Source organism: Macrococcoides caseolyticum (assembly GCF_002902665.1).
GTDB lineage: Bacteria > Bacillota > Bacilli > Staphylococcales > Staphylococcaceae > Macrococcoides > Macrococcoides caseolyticum.
In genome coordinates this window covers 27,360-46,209 of sequence record NZ_PPRM01000048.1, presented here as the reverse complement: position 1 = coordinate 46,209, position 18,850 = coordinate 27,360, and the positions used below count along the sequence as shown (strand labels likewise).

18 protein-coding genes are annotated in these 18,850 nt (G+C 36.8%); 6 read left to right on the top strand and 12 right to left on the bottom strand.

The window, feature by feature from the left end; genetic code table 11:
- Nucleotides 1-145: 145 nt before the first annotated feature.
- The 3 genes from fabF to CD152_RS07545 form a co-directional block, all read right to left on the bottom strand.
- On the bottom strand, nt 146-1,414 hold the full coding sequence (gene fabF / locus CD152_RS07555; RefSeq protein WP_169926175.1) for a beta-ketoacyl-ACP synthase II: 1,269 nt from the start codon (nt 1,412-1,414) through the stop codon (nt 146-148).
- A complete protein-coding gene (locus CD152_RS07550) occupies nt 1,390-2,343 on the bottom strand; it encodes a beta-ketoacyl-ACP synthase III (RefSeq protein WP_101035160.1) in 954 nt (317 codons plus the stop codon). The genes fabF and CD152_RS07550 overlap by 25 nt, the downstream gene beginning before the upstream one ends.
- Before the next feature lie 84 nt (nt 2,344-2,427).
- Nucleotides 2,428-3,429 carry a BMP family ABC transporter substrate-binding protein gene (locus CD152_RS07545; RefSeq protein ID WP_103214587.1) on the bottom strand — a complete coding sequence of 334 codons (1,002 nt, stop codon included), beginning with the start codon at nt 3,427-3,429 and terminating at the stop codon, nt 2,428-2,430.
- A gap of 86 nt (nt 3,430-3,515) precedes the next feature.
- Here CD152_RS07545 and CD152_RS07540 point away from each other — a divergent pair, with 86 nt between their 5' ends.
- Nucleotides 3,516-3,710: a DUF2929 family protein gene (locus CD152_RS07540; protein ID WP_101035158.1), complete on the top strand. Its 195-nt coding sequence runs from the start codon at nt 3,516-3,518 to the stop codon at nt 3,708-3,710.
- 56 nt (nt 3,711-3,766) lie between these two features.
- On the opposite strand, the gene clpB is transcribed toward CD152_RS07540, so the two are convergent.
- Nucleotides 3,767-6,346 carry an ATP-dependent chaperone ClpB gene (clpB, locus tag CD152_RS07535; RefSeq protein WP_103214586.1) on the bottom strand — a complete coding sequence of 860 codons (2,580 nt, stop codon included), beginning with the start codon at nt 6,344-6,346 and terminating at the stop codon, nt 3,767-3,769.
- A 153-nt stretch (nt 6,347-6,499) separates the two neighbouring features.
- On the opposite strand from clpB, the gene CD152_RS07530 reads away from it, so the two are divergent.
- The gene (locus CD152_RS07530; protein ID WP_086038386.1) at nt 6,500-7,195 is read left to right on the top strand and encodes a Crp/Fnr family transcriptional regulator; all 696 of its coding nucleotides are present in this window, start codon (nt 6,500-6,502) and stop codon (nt 7,193-7,195) included.
- Between the two features lie 73 nt (nt 7,196-7,268).
- Here the strand turns inward: CD152_RS07530 and CD152_RS07525 are convergent, their stop codons facing one another.
- A complete protein-coding gene (locus tag CD152_RS07525; RefSeq protein WP_086038385.1) occupies nt 7,269-7,577 on the bottom strand; it encodes a metal-sulfur cluster assembly factor in 309 nt (102 codons plus the stop codon).
- A gap of 85 nt (nt 7,578-7,662) precedes the next feature.
- Between CD152_RS07525 and CD152_RS07520 the strand changes: the two genes are divergently transcribed.
- The 3 genes from CD152_RS07520 (at nt 7,663) to CD152_RS07510 (ending at nt 11,511) form a co-directional block, all read left to right on the top strand.
- Nucleotides 7,663-8,475, top strand: coding sequence for a Cof-type HAD-IIB family hydrolase (locus CD152_RS07520; RefSeq protein ID WP_012656506.1), 813 nt, complete (start codon nt 7,663-7,665; stop codon nt 8,473-8,475).
- On the top strand, nt 8,475-9,794 hold the full coding sequence (locus CD152_RS07515; RefSeq protein WP_165980825.1) for a CoA-disulfide reductase: 1,320 nt from the start codon (nt 8,475-8,477) through the stop codon (nt 9,792-9,794). Before CD152_RS07520 ends, CD152_RS07515 begins: the two co-directional genes overlap by 1 nt.
- 170 nt (nt 9,795-9,964) lie before the next feature.
- A protein-coding gene (locus CD152_RS07510; RefSeq protein ID WP_232237437.1) for an IS3 family transposase occupies nt 9,965-11,511 on the top strand; the annotation gives its coding sequence in 2 pieces (ribosomal slippage) (nt 9,965-10,633 and nt 10,636-11,511; 1,545 coding nt in all).
- Between the two features lie 60 nt (nt 11,512-11,571).
- Here the strand turns inward: CD152_RS07510 and CD152_RS07505 are convergent.
- The 3 genes from CD152_RS07505 to CD152_RS07495 form a co-directional block, all read right to left on the bottom strand.
- Nucleotides 11,572-12,504, bottom strand: a complete 933-nt coding sequence (locus CD152_RS07505; protein WP_101141250.1) for a ketopantoate reductase family protein — start codon at nt 12,502-12,504, stop codon at nt 11,572-11,574.
- 54 nt (nt 12,505-12,558) lie between these two features.
- Nucleotides 12,559-13,743, bottom strand: coding sequence for an NAD(P)/FAD-dependent oxidoreductase (locus tag CD152_RS07500; protein ID WP_157820935.1), 1,185 nt, complete (start codon nt 13,741-13,743; stop codon nt 12,559-12,561).
- 239 nt (nt 13,744-13,982) lie between these two features.
- Nucleotides 13,983-14,426, bottom strand: a complete 444-nt coding sequence (locus tag CD152_RS07495) for a MarR family winged helix-turn-helix transcriptional regulator (RefSeq protein ID WP_012655963.1) — start codon at nt 14,424-14,426, stop codon at nt 13,983-13,985.
- 118 nt (nt 14,427-14,544) lie between these two features.
- Between CD152_RS07495 and CD152_RS07490 the strand changes: the two genes are divergently transcribed.
- Nucleotides 14,545-14,973, top strand: coding sequence for an organic hydroperoxide resistance protein (locus CD152_RS07490; protein WP_012655962.1), 429 nt, complete (start codon nt 14,545-14,547; stop codon nt 14,971-14,973).
- Nucleotides 14,974-15,037: 64 nt separating this feature from the next.
- Here CD152_RS07490 and brnQ read toward each other — a convergent pair whose 3' ends face one another.
- The 4 genes from brnQ to CD152_RS07470 form a co-directional block, all read right to left on the bottom strand.
- Nucleotides 15,038-16,408, bottom strand: a complete 1,371-nt coding sequence (brnQ, locus tag CD152_RS07485) for a branched-chain amino acid transport system II carrier protein (RefSeq protein WP_103214585.1) — start codon at nt 16,406-16,408, stop codon at nt 15,038-15,040.
- Between the two features lie 90 nt (nt 16,409-16,498).
- The gene (locus tag CD152_RS07480; RefSeq protein ID WP_101141256.1) at nt 16,499-16,981 is read right to left on the bottom strand and encodes a pyrimidine dimer DNA glycosylase/endonuclease V; all 483 of its coding nucleotides are present in this window, start codon (nt 16,979-16,981) and stop codon (nt 16,499-16,501) included.
- A gap of 197 nt (nt 16,982-17,178) precedes the next feature.
- On the bottom strand, nt 17,179-18,180 hold the full coding sequence (locus CD152_RS07475) for an NADP-dependent oxidoreductase (protein WP_012655959.1): 1,002 nt from the start codon (nt 18,178-18,180) through the stop codon (nt 17,179-17,181).
- A 3-nt stretch (nt 18,181-18,183) separates the two neighbouring features.
- On the bottom strand, nt 18,184-18,849 hold the full coding sequence (locus tag CD152_RS07470) for an NAD(P)-binding oxidoreductase (protein WP_101141258.1): 666 nt from the start codon (nt 18,847-18,849) through the stop codon (nt 18,184-18,186).
- Nucleotide 18,850: the final 1 nt, after the last annotated feature.

The following is an 18,850-nucleotide window of genomic DNA, read 5'->3' as shown; positions in this document are numbered from 1 at the left end:
ACTAACTCCTTATGTTTTCTTTGGTCGGAAATACATATTGAGTTTAGCACAGAAGGCTTTTTTAGTTGTCTAGCTTAATTTTACAATCGACGCTCTTATATTTCTCACATATTGCAAAAAAAAATAGTAGTGGTATATTCCACTACTATAATAAAGTTATATCGTTATATTTCTTCAACACTAGTACTGCATTATGTCCACCGAATCCAAGGCTGTTTGTCATGGCGTATTCGATGTCCTTTGTCACTGCTTTTTCTGGAACATAATTTAGATCCAGTTCCGCATCAGGTGTATCTTGATGTATCGTTGGAGGAATCTGGCCTGTCTGTAATGCAAGAGCTGTAATAATCGTCTCAACAGCGCCTGTTGCGCCGAGTAGATGCCCTGTCATCGATTTAGTTGATGACACAAGTAGATCTTTCGCTGATTCACCGAATGTTGCTTTGATTGCCATCGTCTCATATAAATCGCCGATGGGTGTACTCGTTCCATGGGCGTTCAAGTATCCCACATCACTCGGTGTTATCCCAGCGTCTTTCAGTGCCATGTTCATCGTACGTGTGCCACCTTCACCATTTGGCGCGGGTGCTGTAATATGATGGGCATCACCGTTATTCCCGTAGCCCACGACTTCTGCATAAATATGTGCTCCACGTGCTAATGCGTGTTCCAGTTCTTCCAGGACAACGACACCTGCGCCTTCACCCATAATGAAACCATCGCGTCCTTCCTGGAATGGCCTGCATGCTGTATGTGGATCATCGTTCGTACTTAATGCTTTATTCGCACTGAATCCTGCTAAGCTCATACGTGTAATGGGCGCTTCAGCACCTCCTGCAAACATTACATCCGCATCGCCATACTGTATAATACGCATGGCATCACCGATAGAGTTTGTTCCTGTAGCACATGCTGTCACTGTACAGCCATTCGGCCCTTTAGCACCAAGTGCAATTGATACCTGTCCTGCTGCCATATCAGGTATCAGCATCGGAACGAAGAACGGGCTTACACGTCTAGGTCCTTTCTCTGTCATCGCAGTATGTGCAAGCTCAAATGTTTCCATCCCACCAATTCCAGAACCAATCCAGACACCAACACGATTGCTGTTGTCATCATCAATCTGCAGCTTGGAATCTTTAAGCGCTTCATTTGCAGCGACAACCGCATATTGTGTAAAGCGATCCATTCTACGGGCTTCTTTCTTATCTATATAGTCTTCAACATTGAAGTCTTTCAGTTCTCCAGCCACTTTCACATTCATATCACTCGTATCAATACGCGTAATCGTATCGATACCATTGACACCGTTTAATGCATTGTTAAATGTTGTCTGTACATCGTTACCGATCGGTGTCAAAGCACCCATACCTGTTATTACAACTCTTCTCATCTTTTTTCCTCCTGTCCCCATATCAATGCGATTGCGCCGAATGTCAGGCCACCACCAAATCCGGTTAATATGAGTTGATCTCCATTTTTTATTTTACCGTTTTGATATTCATATGCAATAGATAATGGAATACTTGCCGCTGAAGTATTACCATACTTGTCGAGCGTTGTACTCACTTGTGAAGCGGAGAGTCCAAGGCGTTCTCTCGCTGATTCAATGATTCTTGTGTTCGCCTGATGTGGAATCAGCATATCAATATCCTGCGCATGAAGTCCGGCCTTATCCATAACAAGTTGTGACTGTTCTTCAAGAATACGCACCGCAAACTTAAATACTTCACGCCCATTCATCTTTAGGTATCCGGATGCCTTATCATCATAGAGATGAAATGCACCGCTACCGTCACTTCCCCAGCTATAAGCCTGAATACCATAATTATCACTGACCTGACTGACAATCACTGCACCTGCACCATCACCAAAGAGCACTGCAGTATTACGGTCCTCCATATTGGTAATTTTCGAAAGTTTATCTGCACCTACAACAAGAATATTACGGTAATTTCCTGATAAGATGAACTGCTGTGCCGTTATAAGGGAATAGATAAATCCCGTACATGCTGCAAGCTGATCCATTGCCGGCACTTTGCTCAATTTTAAACGATGCTGCAGCTGACAGGCTACCGAGGGAAAGTGATGGTCTCCTGTTGACGTTGCAACAAGAATCAGATCAATGTCCTCCGGTTTAATCGCTGCATCTTCAATCGCCTGTAGCGCAGCATAGTATGCCATATCACTGACATCCATGTCTTGATCTGCGAACCTTCTTTCCTTGATGCCTGTACGCGATACAATCCATTCATCTGTTGTTTCGAGATAGTTTTCAAAATAATGATTATCTATAATTGTTTCAGGTACATATGTTCCAATCCCTATAATCCCTGCATTCATTACAGCACCTACTTATATCAAGTTTTAGTATCTGGTACTAATTTATCACATAATAAAAAACACTTCAATATAAAGAAGTGTTTTTTAGGTTGTTTTAATCAGATACGCACTCTCCTGATATGTCGGGGGTAGTTTCTTATTCGGAAGAATGCCTGTCACTTTAAATCTCTGTATATCCGATTTGAGCTTCTTAACATACACTTCATCTACAGATTTCGATATCTTAAGATCAGTGATGTTGTTCTTCATTCCGTATTTTTGGGTGCCGCCTTTAAGCCTTTGTTCATAGTAATCGTCAGCAATATCTGAATATAATTTCGATATATTCTGCGTCGTACTACCGATAACAAAGTCTCCTAAGTAACTTTGATCAGAGATATAACCGATAGCCTTCTTATTACGGGCTTTAACAATCTCCATTACATCTCGATTTGTCCCGTCTGCTGCTGGATAGATCACATCTGCATGTTCCTTATCAATCAACTCTATCGTACATGCTTGTGCATCCCCATTATATCCCCATGTCTTTATATACTTTGTTCTAACTTTAGCAGATTTCTCTTCATAATGGGCGCCATCTATAAATCCATCTATCTCTGGCTGTCCTTTAAATGCCCCGACAATGCCAAGCACCTTCGTTTTAGACTCATGTGCTGCGAGCATTCCTCCGAAAAATCCCATGGCATATCCTTCTATATTTAATGAAGATACATTTTTGGCACGACTCTCACCATTTAAAAAGACAAAATGCATCTTCGGATACTTTACTGCGGCCTGATTAAACATGTCTTCAAATTCAGAACTTTGCCCGTATATAATATTGACATCGCGCTCAGCAAATTGACGAATTGTATCCATTACGGCCTTATCCGACTTTAGATTCTCCTGGATAAAGAAGTTCGCATCATACGTCTGGATAATATTTAATATACCTTTATACCCTTCTGTGCCCCATGTCTGGTCATGAACTGATTCTTTCGATAAATAAGCGACACTCCTAATCTCCTGATGTTTCGGAATAAAAGAATAGATACATAGGACAATAAGTGCGCAGAGCGTTGCTAAGGAGATTACTTTATAATTCATAATATTTCCTTTCTAAAATAAGGTATACTTTTTTATGCTACTCTTTTATAATAAACTATATAGAATAAAGTTGGGGGAGAAATATTATGAACTATATTTTCACATTTGTGTGGGCTTTCATTCTTGTTCAAATGATTAACTTCGTTTTAATGAGTCTCGGTGGCGGACAAGAGCTTAACTTACCATTTGCATCAATTATGGGCGTCATTTTCGGTATTCTTGCAATTATTATTGCACATATTATTCCGAATGAACCGACACCCCATCACGAAGAACATTAATATTAACTGAAGAAAGTACCAGATGATAAATCATCTGGTACTTTCTTTATATCGCGTTACAGGAATACAACTTCACCATCAACTCTATCTACAGTAATTTCCGTACCTTCCGCATAATCTTCTTTTATCAGTAATTTTGCAAGCGGCGTCTCAATTTCCTTCTGAACGAAACGTTTCAATGGTCGTGCACCAAACTGTGGTTCATACGCTGTATCAGCAATCCATGTTTTCACTGCGTCTGTTAGATGGACGCGTACACCATTACCAATCAGTCTGACATTGAGCTGATTTATAATCTTATCGACGATAAATGTCATATCATCTCTAGATAATGGTTTAAACATAATGATATCATCCATACGGTTCAGTATCTCAGGCTTAAAGTACTGATGAAGTGCAGCCATAACATTATTTCTTGCATCCTCGGTAATTTCGCCATTGTCGATGCCATCCAATAAGTATTGTGACCCGATGTTACTTGTCATAATGACAATCGTATTCTTGAAATCGACGTTGCGTCCACGTGAATCTGTTAATCGACCTTCATCAAGTAATTGCAGCAGCACGTTAAATACATCACTATGCGCCTTTTCAATCTCATCGAGTAACAGAACTGTATATGGATTTCTGCGCACTGCTTCAGTCAGCTGGCCACCTTCCTCATGCCCTACATAACCAGGAGGTGCACCGATTAATCTGCTCACAGAATGTTTCTCCATATATTCACTCATATCGATTCTTACCATATGTTTCTCTGAATCAAACAATGTGCTTGCTAATGCTTTCGCAAGTTCAGTCTTACCGACACCGGTTGGTCCTAAGAATAAGAAACTACCAATCGGACGGTTGGGATCCTTTATCCCTGCGCGCGCACGAATGACCGCATCAGATACTAAGTCAACTGCTTCATCTTGCCCAACGACGCGCTCATGCAGAATATCTGAAAGTCGTAATAATTTATCTTTCTCTGATTCTACGAGCTTGTTCACCGGAATACCTGTCCATTGTGACACAATGTAACCAATTTCTTCTTCTGTCACTACTTCACGAATCAGACGGTCTGTATCTTTCGTTTCCTCGTGCAGCTGTGCTTCTAGTTCAGCAAGTTCTTTCTCTACTGCTGGAATCTTTGCATATTGCAGTTCTGATGCTTTTTCCAGATTATAGTTGCTTTGGGCTTCTTCCAGCTGCTTACGAAAATCATCAAGTTCTGCACGTTTAGTCTGCACAATGCTGATCTGTTCTTTCTCTTTCTCAACTTTCGCAGTTAACATCTGCTGACGTTCTTTCTCATCTGCAAGCTCTCTTTGCAGTTCATGCAGTCTTGCCTCTGATTTCGCATCACTTTCATGCTTCAATGCATTCTCTTCAATCTCTAGCTGTAACACGCGACGATTTACTGCATCAAGCTCTGTCGGATTAGAGCCCATTTCCGTTCTTATTGTTGCACAGGCCTGATCGACCAGATCAATCGCTTTATCAGGGAGGAAGCGATCTGTAATGTAACGATCTGATAATTCAGCAGCAGCAACCAGTGCATTATCCTGTATACGTACACCGTGATGCACTTCGTAACGCTCCTTTAAACCACGTAATATTGAAATCGTATCTTCTAGATCCGGCTCTTTTACATTTACTTTCTGGAAACGACGCTCAAGCGCCGAATCTTTCTCGATATACTCACGATACTCATTTAACGTTGTGGCACCGATACAATGCAGTTCACCACGCGCAAGCATCGGTTTTAACATGTTGCCTGCATCCATTGCGCCATCCGTTTTACCAGCCCCAACAAGCATATGAATCTCATCGATAAACAATAGAATTTTACCGTCAGATTCCTTAACTTCTTTAAGTACTGCTTTTAAACGCTCTTCAAACTCACCACGGAACTTCGCACCTGCAACGAGTGCGGATAGATCAAGCTCAAAGATTGTCTTGTCTAATAGACTGTCTGGAACGTCACGCTTCACGATACGCTGTGCAAGACCTTCAACAATGGCTGTCTTACCGACACCCGGTTCACCGATTAATATCGGATTGTTCTTCGTTTTACGACTTAATATACGAATCGTATTGCGAATCTCATCATCACGACCAATCACTGGATCCATCTTACCATTACGCACCTCTTCAACAAGATCGCGTCCATACTTCTTCAATACTTCATACTGAACTTCTGGATTTTGTGTTGTCACATGATTTCCCCCTCTTATATTCATTATAATTTCTTTAATAATGTCATTCTTATTCCCTACGAAGTTACGTGTAACTTCATGAACTTCTGTAGCAGCTAAAATAATATGTTCAGCTGACACGTACTGATCATCCATTTCTGTCATCAGCGCCTGAGCCCTATTTATCAGCTCGCTGAGATTACCAGCAATATACTGGCCATACTGCACATCTCCTTCTACTCGAGGTTTCTTGTCCAGTGCCTCTTGTAATAATGCTTTATATCTAGAGATGTCCAGATTCGCACGCTCAAACACTGTAACGAGCATACTATCAGCTGTTTCAGCAAAATGTAATAGCACGTGCTCACTTTCAATAGCCTGCAGTTTATCTTCTCTCGCTTTATGTTGGGCTTGCTCCAATGCACCCTGTACATTAAATGTCATCTGTTCTATATTCACTTCACTCACCTCAATTTGACCTTCTTTGACTATAATACTATTATAAAATGTTTTATAGCAGAATACAAATATTACGGTTCGTATATAGAAGTTGAAATTTGTTATGTTATAATAAATACAAATTTGAAAAAGATCCGTAAGAAGGTGAAAACAATGGTTCAGTCTGCATTTCACGAAGCAACAAGTATCGTCAACTACATCATGGAAGAAGGAAAGATAGAAACCTTCGATGCAAACCAGTATATCTTCCAGGCAGAAGATCCAATTGATTCAATCTATGTTATAAAATCAGGGAATGTCGTGATTCATCGTGTACTTGAAGATGGCAAGGAATTCAATTTAAAACTGCTGGGCAGACGTAACCTGTTCGGTGTGAACACCCTGTTCTGCGGCAATAAGAAACACGCACTCTTTGCTAAGACGAAAACAAAGACCACTGTCTATAAAATGGATTTAGCCACATTTGAGTCTGCGATCCTTAATGATGAAGTACTAAACTATGAATGGCTGCTATTTATTCAAAATGAAAATGAAAAACAGGAGTATAAGTTGCGCGACCTTTATACACTTGGCAAGAAAGGCGCCGTCTACTCTACTTTAATTCGTCTGACTAATACGTATGGCGTTGAGACAGAGGAAGGCACTAAACTTAATATTGATCTGACAAACAATGAACTGGCAAACTTCGGAGGCACAACGCGAGAAGGCGTTAATCGCATCATCAGCGAACTTAAGCAGAATGATATCATCGAAACAAATGGTAAGAAAATTACAATTAAAGATCTAGACTATCTAAAGGATGAAATTAACTGTGAAAACTGTCCAGTAAATATATGCAGAATCGAATAAATAACGAGGCAGGGACATATATCCCTGCCTCGTTTCATGATTTTATTCGTGTCTAGACGCTCGTGTCACGTCCTTAGCTTACACCTAAAGCAATCTTAGCATAACGGCTCATCATATCTTTATTCCATACTGGATTCCATACAATATTCACTTCTGTCTCTTTAATCTCAGGTAATTCACCTAATGCTGTTTTCACCTGATCAATAATTTGCGGACCCATCGGACAGCCCATAGATGTTAATGTCATTTCAACCGTGCACAGGCCATCATCATCCATATCCACATTGTAAACTAATCCTAAGTTAATGATATCAATACCTAGCTCAGGGTCAATAACGTTTTCGAGCGCCCCCATTATACTGTCTTTCATAGCTTCTTCCATTTGTATCACCTCAAAGTTTATTATACACTTACTATATCAGAAATTAATATACATATAAACGAAATACATTTAAAGGAGTTATTTTATGGAACAGCATTTAATCTGTCTCGATCTAGATGGAACATTACTTAATAGCAAGCAGGAGATTACACCGTTAACGAAGAAGGTCATCCGCCTGCTGCAGGCACAAGGCCATAAATTTATTATTTCGACAGGACGTCCATACCGTGCCAGTCAAATTTATTATAATCAGCTTGATCTGGATACACCAATCGTTAATTTCAACGGCGCATTTGTTCATCACCCAGGCGATACGAATTTCGAGACATTTCATGAGACTTTGGATTTTGAGGTAGCAAGAGACATCTTCTCTAAGATTCCAAATCTTAATATTAAGAATATCGTCGCTGAAATTAAAGATAATGTTTTCTTACATTATCATGATGAATATTTATTCGAAGGTTTCAGTATGGGGAACCCTGTCATCAAGATCGGGAATCTACTGGAAAACATTACAGAACCTCCTACAACCATCCTTATCCAGGCTGAAGAATCTGAGATTCCTAATATCTATAAGCATTTTGATGAAATTTATGCTGATAGATTAGAGCATCGTCGCTGGGGTGCTCCATTTCCGGTCATCGAAATCGTTAAGAAAGGAATCAATAAAGCAGTCGGCGTGAAGCTTTGTCACGAATATTTAAATATTAAACAAGAACATGTTATAGCATTCGGTGATGAGGATAATGACAATGAAATGATTAAATATGCTGGAACAGGCGTAGCAATGGGCAATGCGATCGATGAGCTTAAATCTATCGCAGACGAAATTACTGACACAAATAATGAAGATGGGATAGCGAAGTTTCTTATTCAATACTTTAAGCTGGAGGTATAATAATGAAAATCATTATAGTCGGTGCAGTTGCAGGTGGCGCGACAGTTGCATCTCAAATCAGAAGACTTGATGCAGATGCTGATATCACAATCTATGAAAAAGATCGTGATATGAGCTATGCAAATTGTGGTTTACCATATTACATCGGAGAAACGGTGGCCTCTCGTGATAACATCGTTATGGCAACTCCGGATACATTTAATGATAACCGTAATATTCAAGTGCACACATACCATGAAGTGACACGTTTATATCCGGATAATAAGAAAATAGAAATTTATAATCACCAGACTAAAGAAACAATCACCGATACATATGATTACTTAATTCTATCTCCTGGTGCAAGCCAGATCGTACCAGACCTATACAGGCATGATCATGTGTTCCAGGTGCGTAACTTAGAAGATACAGATAAGATTAATCAGTATATTGAACGTATGGATGCGAAGCGTGCACTCGTAGTTGGAGGTGGTTATATCAGTCTCGAGATGGCAGAAAACTTAAAGCATCGTGGACTGGATGTAACGCTTGTACATCGCAGCAGTCACTTCTTAAAACAGATGAGTCGAGATATTACAGATACGGTCCCTCAAGTACTTGAAGATAACGGTATTCATCTAAAACTAGAAGATGAGGTTGTGCGTATTAATGAGCACACTGTTACGTTCAAGTCAGGTGATACCGATACATTTGATATCATCATTACAGCACTCGGTCTAAAACCGAATACGAAATTTATTGATGACGCAATAGAACTCAATGATAAAGGGTATATCAAGGTCAATCGTTATTTTGAAACGAGCAATCCAGCTATATATGCACTCGGTGATGCAATAGAAACGTTCTATCGCCATATAGATAAGAAAGCAACAATTGCACTTGCCTGGGGTACGCATCGCGCTGCTTCAATCATTGCCCATAACTTATTCCATAAAGATAAAGAAGCATTTCAAGGACTACTCGGCAGCAATATCCTTCGACTATTTGACCACACGTACGCATCGGTAGGACTCAATGAAATGCTCATACTTGAAATGGATAATATCGCACACGTATCCCATACGCAAAAACATAAAGCCAGCTACATGCCTTACAGTTCGCCGCTAAGCATCACAGTTTACTACGAACAATCAACCGGCAAAATATTATCAGCGAGTGCGTCTGGAAAAAGTGGTGTCGATAAAAGGATCGATATTCTATCAACGGCTATGATCGGCGGATTAACAATCTATGACTTCAAAGATATCGAAATTGCGTATCATCCTGACTACTCCAGCCCGAAAGACATTATCAATATGCTTGGATATAAAGCAAAGTAGTCATTGAATGTTAATATAGAAAGCAGACGCCCAAGATTTGGGCGTCTTTGCATGGTGTTGCACATTGTATAGGCACCCCCATCTCACAACAAAAAAGACAATCCGCATACTGATATGCTCCCTATAAAGTAGACACTTAAAAAGTGAAAACTTTATAGGGAGTTTTTAATTTGAGAAAAAAGAAAATTACACTTGATAAATATCAACAAATCTTCGATTTGTATGAAGACGGAAATTCATTTAGCAGTGTCATAAATAAGTTTGGTTTGGATATTAATAAAGTTACACTCGCAGCTGAATATAGAAGATACTTAGAACATGGTATTTACTCTCTTAAATCAAGAAAAAATAATCATTCATATACCTCAGAATTTAAAAAAAGTGTTATTAATGAGTATATTCAAAAGGGCAAATCATTTCAAACATTAGCAGCAGAATATAACATTCCATCTCATGAAACTATACGTAAGTGGGTAATAAAGTATACTGAAGGAAAAGAGAATAAAACTTATTCTCCAAAACCGGAGGTATATAATATGAAAGCTAGAAAAACTACTTTAGAAGAGCGTATTGAAATCGTAAATTATTGTATAAGTAACGAATTTGATTACAAAAGTACTGCTGAGAATTTCAAAGTGAAATATTCTCAGGTTTATAGCTGGGTGAAAAAATATAATGAACATGGTGAAACAGGACTTATAGATGGACGTGGAAAAGGAAAACCTACAGAAACATTGAGTACTGAGGAACAATTGAAATTAAAAGCATTAGAATCAAGAAATCAATTTCTAGAACTAGAGAATGAAGCTTTAAAAAAGAGAAAACAAATCGAAAGGCAGTTGATGAATCAAAAGTTAAACAATTAGCATCATATAAAACTGTAACTGAACTAAAAGAAAGATATCCTATTAAATGGATATGTGACGCTCTAGGTATTTCAAGATCAAGTTATTACAAATGGTTAAATAGAATAATTCCAAGCACTGAAATTGAAAATGAAAATTTAAAGAATGAAATTCTTCGAATATACAACATGTCTGGTGGTACTTACGGTTACAGAAGAATTTATATCTATTTAAGACTATTTACTGAATATCAGGTTAACCATAAAAAAGTACAACGAATCACTCAAAAATATAATATTAAAGCTTTGATCCGCCAGAAAAAGAAAAAATACATCCGTAGTACTCCAGAAACAACTGCTTTAAATGTGTTAAATAGAGATTTTCAACAAAACGAGCCAAATAAAGTATGGTTAACAGATGTGACAGAGTTCAAATTAAGAAACGGCAAAAAAGTATACCTTAGTGCAATCTATGATTTAGGTTCTAAAAAGATTGTGAGTTATGAAGTTTCACGAAGAAATGATAATCCATTAGTTTTTAATACATTTAATAAAGCTAAAAAAGAAAATGAGACTGAAGGTATTATTTTTCACAGTGATAGAGGGTTTCAGTACACAAGTAGAAATTTTAATAAAAAACTGAAAGAAGCTAAAATGATACAAAGTATGTCTAGAGTTAGCAGATGCATAGACAATGGTCCAATGGAAGGGTTTTGGGGTTTATTAAAATCGGAGATTTTTAAAAGTAAAAAATATATTTTTGAGGATTTTGATCAAGCTAAAAAAGAGATTAGAAAGTATATTAAATTTTTTAATGGCGATCGTATTTCATTAAAAATGGCTGCGCTAATACAAGCGCAGCCGAGTAACTAAGTTTTATTTTTTTAAGTGTCTACTTGACAGGGTGATGTTCATTTAGGAAGCTTCTTTTTGTTATGTATATTTCATTTCCAACTGATGAATCAAATGCGTAATTAAGTCATTTGCAGGTGTTTCAATACCTAGCTCATCACCATATTTAGCAATCTGTCCGTTTAAATAATCAATTTCAGTCAGACGTTTATTCGTGTGATCTTGATGCATCGACGGATAATGTAATCCCTGTGCTTCATTAGGATAAGTAGCTTCAATCTTCGCTAGCAACGTTTCAAATACAACGTTCGTACCACGTGCATTTGCCACTGCAACAAGTTCTTTTAATATTGGCGTTATCATTTCACGTGTACCTTCATATTCACCAAACTCTCCAATCGTTTTATCAAGGATTGTACATAAAGGATTCAGTACACTATTTACAGCTACTTTAGACCATATTGAGAAGAATACATCATCACTGATCTTGGCATTTAATCCTGCGTTATCTAATACTTGCACAATCTTTTCAGTACGTTCATCAGGCTGTCCGTCTGAACGTTGACATTCTATACCACCTTTCCCTTCAAGCAACAATTGACCAGGTCCTCTAAGCCCTGCTGTCCACATCGTTACTGCTAAGAAAATTTGAGACTTTGGAACATACTTCGATAAGTAATCTGCATGTCCTAATCCATTCATCATCGAAAGAATTGCAGTGCTTTCAGTAATTGCTCCAATATCTTTTAATGCTTTTAACATATCATCTGCATACATTGCTTTCGTTAATAATATAATTAAATCAAATTTTTCTTTAACTTCTTCCGGTTGCATCGCTCGTATTTCAAGCGTATATGTTTCAGTTTCTGTTTGAATTTCCATACCATTTTTGTTGATTTCATCGATGTGATCTTGCCAACGATCAATCAACACCACGTCTTCACCGTTTTGCTTTAAATAAGTTCCAATTCTACCACCCATTGCACCTGCTCCGGCGATTGCAATTTTATACATACGAATTCCTCCTTAAATATCTTGCTATTCTTCGTTCTGATACCAAAAGTCTATCTATCTTTTCATTTTAAATATCTCACTTAGAGGATTGTACTTCCCATCTATCATATCTAGTAGCAACTTGCTGCCGAAAGATGAATACACAGTCCCATTTCCTCCGTAACCATACAAACCATAGACTTCAGCATTATCTTCTAGCTTGCCGATAAATGGTTTACCATCCTTCGTTTCACCAAAGCGTGCACCATAAGCGTAATCCATCTCTACTTCTATATTAGGAAATAACTTATTAAAAGCTTTTATTAATTGTTTCCCTCTTTTGTTAATATGTCGCTTCGATGGAGTTTTATCTGTAGATTCATCTAAACCACCAATCAACACTCTATTTCCTGGGACATGTCTTATATATAGATACGGTCTGGCAGATTCCCAGATCATCACTTTATCTTTCCAAATATCAGTCGGTTTTGTTACTACAGCATAACTAGCTACAAATGCTTCCCTACGAATATATTTTTTCGTAATCTCATTTTTAGCATATCCGGTTGTCATTATTAGATGTTGTGCCAACACCTTTTTATCTGTAAGTTCACATTCAACAATATCATCATATGCTTTATAAGAAGTAAGTTCACAATGCTCTACACAATGGAGATTATAATGTGTATGTGCATATTTAACGATTTCATTAACAAATATATATGGATTAATCTCGGCATCTTCATGGGTAATCAGCGCATTGTACTTATTTATCCCATATTCTTTTTTCAATTGTTCATCTGTTATATATTCCGCTGGAAAACCATAGCGTTTCAATGCATTGTATTCATCTATAATCGTTTGTCGATGTTTTTTCTTAGATGCATAGAACAAACTATCCCTTTGTATAAAATTAACATTCGGGTGCAGTAACTTTGAAATCTCTCCGATGTCTTGTAAACCTTCTTTACTCGCTTTATAAAAATGATAAGCTTCTAATACTCCAAAATCTTTAACACATTCATGCAGCAGTTTATCACTCATATATTGCATTAATCCTGTATTTGCAGCGCTACTACCACTACCTATTTCGTGTTGTTCAACAATAAGCGTGCGATATCCTGCTTTCGAGAAACGGTAAGCACAAAGGGCACCGCTCATCCCTCCACCGATAATCACAACATCATATTCTGCTTCTAAACTATCATTATAATCTTCTTTCACATATGTATGGGGCCAATATAAATTTCCGTTATGCATATCGATTACCTCTCTCAGCGTTGTTATGGTAATGTTTAATTCATTATTTGTGATATACCCAATTTCACAAGACAAATGCAAAAAAGACTGCAATTTTGCAGTCTTTTCCATCTACTCATTTGAGAGCTCATGACATTAGATCAAATTTTGACCTGGACAGACTGTTCTCTACTGAATTACTATTAAAAATTTTTTAGGTAATCTGTAAGCCTTTTTATAATGAGACTAAATATAAAATATTATTTTTTCTTTTGTTGCAATAACTGAATCATACGATTATTTTGTTCAATCAACTCTAAAGCTTTATCTTCATCTAATCCTTCAAAATTTGCAAAGCAATCCAGTAATCTACTTTCAACTTGCTGCTGCAATATTTTACCCTCATCCGTAAGCTGAACGATTAACTGTCGTCTATCCTTCTCGGGTTTCAAACGGATTATATATCCCTTTTCTTCTAAACGTTTAAGTAACGGCGTCAATGTATTACTCGCTAAGTCTAGTTCCGAGCCTAGCTCATTTAAATATTGACTTGGCTTATCCCATAATGATACTAGCGTTAAGTATTGTGTATATGTTAAGCCAAAAGATTTTAATGATTCTTTATAAAACTGATTAAATAACCGATTCACATTATAATATGAAAAACATAACTGTTTTGATAGATGACTCCCTAATTCTCTCATCTAATCCCTCCTTTCAATCGCGAAAGATTAAAAACATTTTTATTGATTTAAAATATTATACGTGTTAATATTATAAACATCAATCGTGCACGATTAAAAAAGAAAAGAGGTTAATATTATGAGTAAAGTTTTATATGAAACGACTGTAATTAGTAAAGGCGGACGTGATGGAAAAGTATTTAGTGAAGATAATTCATTTTATTTAGATATTGCTTCCCCTAAAGCATTAGGTGGTAATGCAACTACTGAGTCTAATCCTGAACAATTATTTGCTGCTGGTTATGGTGCTTGTTTCAATAGTGCTTTAACAATCATCCTTAAAAAAGCTGGTGTAAAAAACGTCGATCCAGAAGTAAGAGCTACAGCAATGTTAATCAGTGATGAAACAGATGGTGGTTTCAAATTAGCTGCTAACTTAGAAGTGCGCTTAGATGGAGTTCCACAGGAAGATGCAGAAAAGTTCGTTGCAACTGCACATGATTTCTGTCCATATTCTAAAGCACTGAAAAACTCTATTGATGTTGAACTTACTGTTATTGGTGATTAATAATTTAAAAGCGAAGTCGATAAAACACCTTACAGATTTCCTGTAAGGTGTTTTGCGTGAAATATTAAGCTTCTGTAACTGTATTCTTCCCTCTTACTAAATAAATAATATATCCGATCACAAATCCGATTACTGCCGGTAATACCCATCCCATTCCGATGGATGAAAGCGGTAAATAGTGATCTCCAAAGTTCACAATCCCTTTTGCGAATGCTGTATTCGCAATAAACTCAGGACTTGCTTTTAAGCCATCCACAAACGCTGCAATCATCGTAAAATACGTTGTAAATTGATAAACTGTACGTGAATGATTAAAATACTTACTGAATAATGTCAGTAAAATAAGCGTGATCGCTAATGGATATAAAAACATTAATACTGGTATAGAATATGTAATTATCTTTGTTAATCCTACATTAGCAATGACGAATGAAACGATACTCACAACTGTTGCAAACATTAAATAGTTACGTTTCGGGAATAATTCTGTAAATGTTTCTGAGAATGCTGTAATTAAGCCAATTGCTGTCTTTAAACAAGCTACAATAATGATTAAAGATAATAGAATAATACCGTAATCACCTAAATAGTAGTGTGCAATTTGAGCTAATGCAATCCCACCATTCTCACTCACTTTAAATTGTCCTAAACTCATCGTTCCCATAAGGGCAAGTAATGTATAGATTAATCCCATAAGAATAATACTGATAAATCCAGATTTCACCGTTTCTTTCGCAATATGTGCAGGGTTTGTAATCCCTAATTTCTTAATTGTCGTTACAATAATAATACCAAATGCAAGTGAAGCGAGTGCGTCTAATGTATTGTAGCCATCGATAAAACCTTTAAGTACGGCGTTGGCTTGATAGTCAGCCTGTATAGGTGCGCTTCCAATGTTTCCCATCGGTTTAATAAATGCAAGTAACATTAAAACCCCTAAAAGAAATAAAAAGACAGGATTTAAGAATTTACCGATATAATCCAATATTTTAGAAGGTTTACGCGAGAACATCCATGCAACTAAAAAGAATAATAAACTAAAAATAAATAAAAACAATTTTCCGTTTTGTTCTGTCACGTATGAAGAAAAACCAATTTCAAACGACGTTGTTGCAAGCCTTGGCAACGCAAATAATGGACCAATAACTAAATATAGAAGAATCGTGAATATGTATGCATATGAACGGTTGACTCGATTTGAAATATCAAATACACCATTTGTTTTAGATATACCAATGGCGATGATACCTAAGAATGGTAAACCAATCGCAGTAATGAGAAATCCTAAGTTTGTAAGCCATACATTGCTACCTGCTGTTTGACCGAAATGAATCGGGAAAATTAAATTTCCAGCCCCGAAGAATAGTCCAAACAGCATTGAACCGATAAACATATTCTCTTTAAATGTTAATTTCGTTTTAGCGTTAATAATCATACACTCCTTCATTGTGAATTTAGTTTTTAATTATATCACTTTAAAGTATGTTTGAGTATATGAATTTTCTGATTAATTAAAAAATTATATTTACTTTATTCTTTTATATTGTATAATATTACATCTAGGTGCGATTGTGTCATTCTTCCACTTTAATTCAAGGAGTCGTTTATAAGCTTCATAAACTTCCTCACCATATAATTTATCATCACCATATACATAAATTGGGGGGAGTGGTGATGAGTTAAACTTAGTTTCATACTGCACTATCTGGTTTTCTAATATCTTTAGGTCCTCCCTAAAATTTTGAGAACGTTTGCCACCCCTTCTTCGATGTTCTTTATCCATTGCTTCAAGCATTTTGAACGTGTCCATAATATATGGTTGTCCTTCATGATAGACATGCTTTACTATTGGATGATGCAAATATCTGGTGTTTCCTTCAATAAGTTTCATCTCTGCGAGACACACTCTAATAATTTGATATAGTTCAAGTACTTGCTTTGATAATCGTCTATTATCTAAATATCGTGCACTTATTTCATGTTCTGGATGTACTCTAAAGATCTGCATAATAATACTCCTTAATTTTTATTTACTTTATCATACCTTATTTGTATCAAATCCATAAAAAAATCGTTTTGTGAATGATAGCCACAAAACGATAATTTCATATATTCAGTTAAAGTAATTACTGTAATCTTTACATGATTAACTAATATCCTTTGTACTGAACATAATTTCTATATTAATATTCTCATGTCTTTCCTTTATTCTTCTGCCACCTTGACAATTTGTTTCCCAAAGTTTTCTCCTGTAAATAGCTTTCTGAAGGCTGATGGCAGCTGATCAAATCCTTCATCAATCGTTACTTCTGATTTAATCTTACCTTCTGCTACCCATTGTGCTAATTGTTCACTCGCTTCTTTAAAGTGTTCTGCAAACTGTGCTACTACAAACCCTTGCATAAGTGCCTGACTTTTTACTAAAGTGCCTTGGATTCTTGGTCCAATATCTTCTTTACTATTGTACGTTGAAATTGCGCCGCAGACAGGAATTCTAGCAAATTTATTTAAATATTTGAAAACTTCGTCTGATACTTCTCCACCAACATTTTCAAAATATACATCTATACCGTCTGGTACTGCAGATTTTAGTTGCTGTGCAAAATCTTCTCTTTTGTAATCTATTACAGCATCAAAACCTAGCACATCTTTTAAATACGAGGTTTTCTTTTCCCCTCCTGCAATACCCACAACTCGTGCACCTTTAATCTTGGCAATTTGTCCTACAACTGAACCCACAGCACCTGAAGCGGCAGAAACTACTACGGTTTCCCCTTCTTGTGGCTTTCCTATTTGCAATAGTCCTGTATAGGCCGTCATACCAGGCATACCTAATACGCTTAAGTATAAGTACAAAGGTACAGATTCAGAAGCAACTTTTGTTACTTTGTCTGCACTAATCGTATTCACTTTCTTCCAAGGTAATATCCCTGTTATATAATCTCCGCTTTTATATTGCGCATGATTTGACTCAATAATTTTTCCGACGATATGTCCATGAATCGGGGCATCGATTTCATAAGGTTGAACATAACTCTTTGTATCATTCATTCGTCCTCTCATATAAGGATCAACTGAAATATAGATAGATTCCACTTGTACTTCACCCTCTTCAGGCGCTGTTATCTCAATCGGTTCATATCGAAATACATCAGCTTGTGGTAATCCTTCAGGACGTTTAGCAAGTACAATTTGTTCATTATTCATTTATTATTCCCCCAAGTATTTGATGACTGCATCATCTAGATTTAATTCACCATTGATTACCTGGAACTCTCGACCTTTGAGTCTAGTATCTGTTAATACTGAAACTAAGACTTCTGCAACATCTTCTCTTGTAATCGATGGGTGTTTAACATCTGTAAAATGACTACTAATATCGAATAAACCTATGGCTGTATCATCGGTTAATGCTCCCGGATGAACAATCGTATATTTTAATTGAGTACTTCTTAAATATTCATCAGCATAATGTTTTGCTATTGTATATGGTTTTAAATCTCCGGATGCATCGAAAGCTTCTCTACGTGAGTCATAAGTTGACACCATAATAAAATGTTTGTCTCCTGCAATTTCACTTGCCTTTATCGCTTTCACTGCACCATCTAAGTCAACGATAATAGTCATATCCGCACCAGTATTACCACCAGAGCCCACAGAAAATAAAATTTGGTCATATGGTTTAAATAGTGCTGCTAATTCCTCTATCGATTGTTTTTCAACATCAACATAAATCGCATCCATACCTTCAGACTTCAAAGCATCTACTTGTTCTTCTTTTCTAACACCAGCAGTAAAGTCTATATTACGTTCATTCAATTTACGTACGAGATGCTTACCAACGCCACCATTGGCACCAATGATTAAAGATTTCATT

Bases quoted from the DNA above. Each gene is read 5' to 3' on its own strand.
- fabF (WP_169926175.1), bottom strand. From the start codon at position 1,414: ATGGGGACAGGAGGAAAAAAGATGAGAAGAGTTGTAATAACAGGTATG.
- CD152_RS07550 (WP_101035160.1), bottom strand. From the start codon at position 2,343: ATGAATGCAGGGATTATAGGGATTGGAACATATGTACCTGAAACAATT.
- CD152_RS07545 (WP_103214587.1), bottom strand. From the start codon at position 3,429: ATGAATTATAAAGTAATCTCCTTAGCAACGCTCTGCGCACTTATTGTC.
- CD152_RS07540 (WP_101035158.1), top strand. From the start codon at position 3,516: ATGAACTATATTTTCACATTTGTGTGGGCTTTCATTCTTGTTCAAATG.
- CD152_RS07530 (WP_086038386.1), top strand. From the start codon at position 6,500: ATGGTTCAGTCTGCATTTCACGAAGCAACAAGTATCGTCAACTACATC.
- CD152_RS07525 (WP_086038385.1), bottom strand. From the start codon at position 7,577: ATGGAAGAAGCTATGAAAGACAGTATAATGGGGGCGCTCGAAAACGTT.
- CD152_RS07520 (WP_012656506.1), top strand. From the start codon at position 7,663: ATGGAACAGCATTTAATCTGTCTCGATCTAGATGGAACATTACTTAAT.
- CD152_RS07505 (WP_101141250.1), bottom strand. From the start codon at position 12,504: ATGTATAAAATTGCAATCGCCGGAGCAGGTGCAATGGGTGGTAGAATT.
- CD152_RS07500 (WP_157820935.1), bottom strand. From the start codon at position 13,743: ATGCATAACGGAAATTTATATTGGCCCCATACATATGTGAAAGAAGAT.
- CD152_RS07495 (WP_012655963.1), bottom strand. From the start codon at position 14,426: ATGAGAGAATTAGGGAGTCATCTATCAAAACAGTTATGTTTTTCATAT.
- CD152_RS07490 (WP_012655962.1), top strand. From the start codon at position 14,545: ATGAGTAAAGTTTTATATGAAACGACTGTAATTAGTAAAGGCGGACGT.
- brnQ (WP_103214585.1), bottom strand. From the start codon at position 16,408: ATGATTATTAACGCTAAAACGAAATTAACATTTAAAGAGAATATGTTT.
- CD152_RS07480 (WP_101141256.1), bottom strand. From the start codon at position 16,981: ATGCAGATCTTTAGAGTACATCCAGAACATGAAATAAGTGCACGATAT.
- CD152_RS07475 (WP_012655959.1), bottom strand. From the start codon at position 18,180: ATGAATAATGAACAAATTGTACTTGCTAAACGTCCTGAAGGATTACCA.
- CD152_RS07470 (WP_101141258.1), bottom strand. From the start codon at position 18,849: ATGAAATCTTTAATCATTGGTGCCAATGGTGGCGTTGGTAAGCATCTC.